The sequence below is a fragment of the Caulobacter sp. S45 genome, assembly GCF_903642205.1.
Classification (GTDB): domain Bacteria; phylum Pseudomonadota; class Alphaproteobacteria; order Caulobacterales; family Caulobacteraceae; genus CAHJWH01.
In genome coordinates this window covers 1-4155 of sequence record NZ_CAHJWH010000210.1, presented here as the reverse complement: position 1 = coordinate 4155, position 4155 = coordinate 1, and the positions used below count along the sequence as shown (strand labels likewise).

5 protein-coding genes are annotated in these 4155 nt (G+C 69.6%); 3 read left to right on the top strand and 2 right to left on the bottom strand.

Going from position 1 to position 4155, the window contains the following annotated elements:
• From folE to HUV06_RS14915, 3 genes are all read left to right on the top strand, one after another.
• Nucleotides 1-579 (top strand): GTP cyclohydrolase I FolE (gene folE / locus HUV06_RS14925; RefSeq protein ID WP_217433908.1); only part of this gene is annotated, 579 nt, incomplete at its 5' end.
• 58 nt (nt 580-637) lie between these two features.
• A complete protein-coding gene (locus tag HUV06_RS14920) occupies nt 638-2095 on the top strand; it encodes a DNA recombination protein RmuC (RefSeq protein WP_174302036.1) in 1458 nt (485 codons plus the stop codon).
• A gap of 171 nt (nt 2096-2266) precedes the next feature.
• Nucleotides 2267-2761 (top strand): PAS domain-containing protein, encoded by a 495-nt coding sequence (locus HUV06_RS14915; protein ID WP_305793645.1) that lies wholly within the window; start codon nt 2267-2269, stop codon nt 2759-2761.
• Between the two features lie 10 nt (nt 2762-2771).
• Here HUV06_RS14915 and HUV06_RS14910 read toward each other — a convergent pair whose 3' ends face one another.
• Both HUV06_RS14910 and HUV06_RS14905 read right to left on the bottom strand, forming a co-directional pair.
• A complete protein-coding gene (locus tag HUV06_RS14910) occupies nt 2772-3191 on the bottom strand; it encodes a SufE family protein (protein ID WP_174302035.1) in 420 nt (139 codons plus the stop codon).
• Nucleotides 3192-3222: 31 nt separating this feature from the next.
• On the bottom strand, nt 3223-4026 hold the full coding sequence (locus HUV06_RS14905) for a sensor histidine kinase KdpD (protein ID WP_174302034.1): 804 nt from the start codon (nt 4024-4026) through the stop codon (nt 3223-3225).
• Between the last annotated feature and the right edge of the window lie 129 nt (nt 4027-4155).

Sequence of the window (4155 nt, the reverse complement as noted above, 5' to 3'; positions counted from 1 at the left end):
CACGACGCCGCCGGCCGCCCGTCGGCGGAGGAGGCCGAAGCGGCCGTGCGCACCCTGCTGCGCTGGGCGGGCGACGATCCCGACCGGGAGGGCCTGCTCGACACGCCTGGCCGGGTGGTGCGCTCCTACCGAGAGCTGTTCGCCGGCTATGAGACCGACCCTCGCGCCTACCTGGAGCGGACCTTCGAGGAGGTCGGCGGCTACGACCAGCTGGTCATGCTGAAGGACATCCGCTTCGTCAGCTTCTGCGAGCACCACATGCTGCCGGTGATCGGCAAGGCGCATGTGGCCTACCTGCCCACCGACCGGGTGGTGGGCATCTCCAAGCTGGCGCGGGTGGTGAACGGCTACGGCCGACGCCTGCAGATACAGGAGAAGATGACCGCCGAGATCGCCGAGGCGATCGACGAGGTGCTGAAGCCCAAAGGCGTGGGCGTGGTGCTGGAGGCTACCCACGCCTGCATGACGCTCCGGGGAGTGAACACGCCGGGCGCGGCGCTGGTGACCAGTTCGCTCCGCGGCGTGGTGCGCGATGACCCGAGGACGCGGCAGGAGTTCCTGCGGCTGGTGGGGCTGTAGGTCACCGCGACGCTTCGCCGAAGGTGAAACGAAGGGGGAACCGAGCTAGACTGCACCGATGATTCTGGCCTTGCTCGCCCTCACCCTTCTGGCTGCGCTCCTCGCTGCCGGGCTGTCGTTCGCCAGCCTTATCAAGGCGGCTCCAGGCGTTCCTTCCGAGCTGATGTCCCGGCTGGAGCGGCTGGAGGCGGAGGTGGGCCGCACGCCGGGCGCCCTGCGCGAGGAGGTGCGTGCGCTCAGCGGCGAACTGCACGGCCATTTCGGCCGGCTGACGACCGCGCACGAGACCCGCTTCTCCGCTTTCTCACGGGAGGTCGGAGAGGGGCACGGGCGGCTTGGCCAGGTGCTGAAGGACTCCACCGACGCCTTTGGACACACTCAGACGACCCGGCTCGGCGAGACTAACGCCTCGATGAAGGAGCTGCGCGAGCGGCTGGAAGCGCAAGGGCTACGCGCCGAAGCGGCTCAGAAGGCGGCGCTGGACGGGGTCGCCGCCAAGGTCGAGGCCATGACCCGCGCCGACACAGAGCGCCAGGAGAAGCTGCGCGAGACCCTGTCGGCAAGCCTGGAACAGCTGCGCCGCGAGAACGAGGCCAAGCTGGAGCAGATGCGGGCGACGGTGGACGAGAAGCTGCAGGGCACGCTGGAGAAGCGGCTCGGCGAGAGTTTCCAGATCGTCAGCGACCGGCTGGAGCTGGTGCACAAGGGCCTGGGCGAGATGCAGACCCTGGCTACGGGGGTGGGCGATCTGAAGCGGGTGCTGACCAACGTGAAGTCCCGCGGCGGCTGGGGCGAGGTCCAGCTCGGCATGCTGCTGGAGGACATGCTGACGCCGGACCAGTTCGCCTCCAACGTCGCGGTCCAGCCTGGCTCCGCCGAGCGAGTGGAATATGCCGTCAAGCTACCGGGCAAGGGGGAGGGCGAGCCCCTGTGGCTGCCCATCGACGCCAAGTTCCCGCACGAGGACTACGACCGCCTGCTCACCGCCCAGGAGGCCGGGATCGCGGAGGACATGGAGCGCGCGGCCCTGGCGCTCGAGCGGGCGGTGCGGCTGCAGGCCAAGACCATCTGCGCCAAGTACGTGCATCCGCCTCACTCCACCGACTTCGCCATCATGTACCTGCCGACCGAGGGCCTGTTCGCCGAGGTGATCCGCCGGCCAGGCCTGATGATGGAGCTGCAGCAGAACCAGCGGGTGATGATCACCGGGCCGACCACGCTCTCGGCCATCCTGAACAGCCTGCAGATGGGCTTCCGGTCGGTCGCCATCGAGAAGCGCTCCAGCGAGGTCTGGCAGGTGCTGGGCAAGGCCAAGGCGGAGTTCCGCAAGTACGGCGAGGTCTGGGACCGCCTGGGCAAGCAGCTCGCCGCCGCCCAGAACACCGTCGCCGATGGCGGCAAGCGCACGCGGGCGCTGGAGCGCAGCCTGCGCCAGGTGGAGACGGTGGAGCTGGTCGAGGGCTCGGCCGACCTGCTGTCGCTGCCTGGCGTGGAAGAGGAGGACGAAGCCGCGTAAGGGCGTCTGGCGCCCCGATTGCAAGCTCAGGCGGCCTTTTCCTGCAGCCCTTGATTCTGTGTTGCGAAGAAGCCGCAGTCAAATTATGGCATGAAAACGGCGCTTGCCATGAGGCTGCAGGTTAAGAGATGGTAACCCTGCCAAATCAGGCTGTTGGGTGGGACTCTGAAGATGCAGGCGCATCACAACGGCTCCGCTTCGGCGGTTCGGGCGCACGAGGAGCTGTTCGCCTACTGGGCGTCCCGGCGTGAGGGGGGGCGGCTTCCGGGCCGCCGCAGCATCCATCCCGCCGACTTCAAGCGCCACCTGCCCACCGTCAGCCTCATCGACGTGCGCCACGAGCCCGTGCGGGACTACCGGCTGCGCCTGGCCGGCACGGGCCTCTATGGCGTCTATGGGCGCGAGATCACCGGCCTGCGGCTGGAGGACGTCTATGACGACGCCTCGGTGGACTACTGGCGCGGCCAGCTGGACGGAGTGGTCCAGGACCGGCGCCCGGCGGTGGGCTTCCACTCCCTGTCGTGGCGCGGCGCCTCCCACCTGTCGCTGCTCTGGCTGCGGCTGCCCCTGGCGGGCGACGGCTGCAACGTGGACATGATCCTGGGCTATGACGTGCTGGTGGGCGCGCCGTCCGAGGACCGCCCCACGGGCATCCGCGCCGCCTGAATCGGCCTGCTCAGGCCGCCGCCGCGTCACGGCGGATGCGCTCGATCATCGAGGCCAGGCCGTTGGAGCGCTGGGTTGATAGCGCCCCCTCCAGCCCCAGCCGGGCGAACCCCGCCTTGGCGTCGAAAGCGGTGATGTCGGCGGGGCTCCGGTCCGACAGCAGGCGAAGCACCACCGCCACCAGGCCGCGCACGATGTGGGCGTCGGAGTCGCCCCGGAACCGCAGCCGCTCGCCTTCGGCGTCGGTGACCAGCCAGACCTGGCTGGCGCAACCGCGCACCCGGTTCTCCTCGCTCCGCTCCGCGTCGCTCATCGGCGCCAGTCCGCGGCCGAGGTCGATGATGTGGCGGTAGCGCTCCTCCCAGTCGCCCAGCAGCTCGAACTCGTCGGCGAGTTCATCCAGTTCGGTGTCGATCGGGGAGGAGGTCATGGATGCGCAGGCCTGAACAGCAGGCGCGCACTTAGGCGGCGGTGCGCCGCGTCTCAAGCGCTGCGCCCTCGCTGCATTCGGACGCGCCCACGCTGGGCAGCCGGACCCGGGCGGTCAGGCCCCGGCCGGGCGAGGAGCGCAGCGCCAGCGATCCCCCCATCTCGCGGCAGAGCAGGCTGACGATGGACAGGCCGAGGCCCGCACCCTGGCTGCGTCGCACCAGGGCGTTCTCACCCTGCTCGAACGGCCGCACCAGGCGGTGCAGCTCCTGAGGCGCCACGCCGTCGCCCTGGTCGCGCACCTCGAACAGCACCGCGTTGCGGGCCAGGCGGATGCGCACCGTCACCTCTCCGCCCTCCGGCGAGAAGGTGATCGCGTTCTGCAGCAGGTTGATCAGGATGCTGGCGAGCCCGCGTGCATCGGCCATCACCAGCGGCACGACGTCGGGCGCCACCTGGCGCACCTGTACGCCGCGCGCCGCCGCCTCCTCTTCCAGGCTCCGCACGGCCGACCTGACGGCGGCGGTGGCGGACTCGGGCTGGAGGTCCAGCTCGGCCGTGCCTGCGTCCAGGCGCGCGATCTCCAGCACCTGGTTCACCAGCTTCAGCAGCTTTAGACCACTGTCGCGGATGATGCCGGCATGCGCCTTGTAGCGCGGGTCGCTGATCGGCCCGTGCAGTTCGCGGTTGATGATCTCTGAGAAGCCGATGACGGAGTTGAGCGGCGTGCGCAGCTCGTGGCTGACCATGCGCAGGAACGAGCGCTTGGCCTCGTCCATCCCCGCTTCGGAGGAAGGCTCCACAGGAAACTGGTCGCTTTGGGCCCTCGGCGGCATGGCTTGGCGATCCTCGACACCCTAACCTTAGAGCCACCGGGCTTACCATCCGGTTTCCCGCCACGGCTGGGCCGCAAGGCTGATCGCCTGTCGCGTGCGCAGGCTCGCCGGAGGATCAGCGGGCGGCCT

Bases quoted from the DNA above. Each gene is read 5' to 3' on its own strand.
- HUV06_RS14920 (WP_174302036.1), top strand. From the start codon at position 638: ATGATTCTGGCCTTGCTCGCCCTCACCCTTCTGGCTGCGCTCCTCGCT.
- HUV06_RS14915 (WP_305793645.1), top strand. From the start codon at position 2,267: ATGCAGGCGCATCACAACGGCTCCGCTTCGGCGGTTCGGGCGCACGAG.
- HUV06_RS14910 (WP_174302035.1), bottom strand. From the start codon at position 3,191: ATGACCTCCTCCCCGATCGACACCGAACTGGATGAACTCGCCGACGAG.
- HUV06_RS14905 (WP_174302034.1), bottom strand. From the start codon at position 4,026: ATGCCGCCGAGGGCCCAAAGCGACCAGTTTCCTGTGGAGCCTTCCTCC.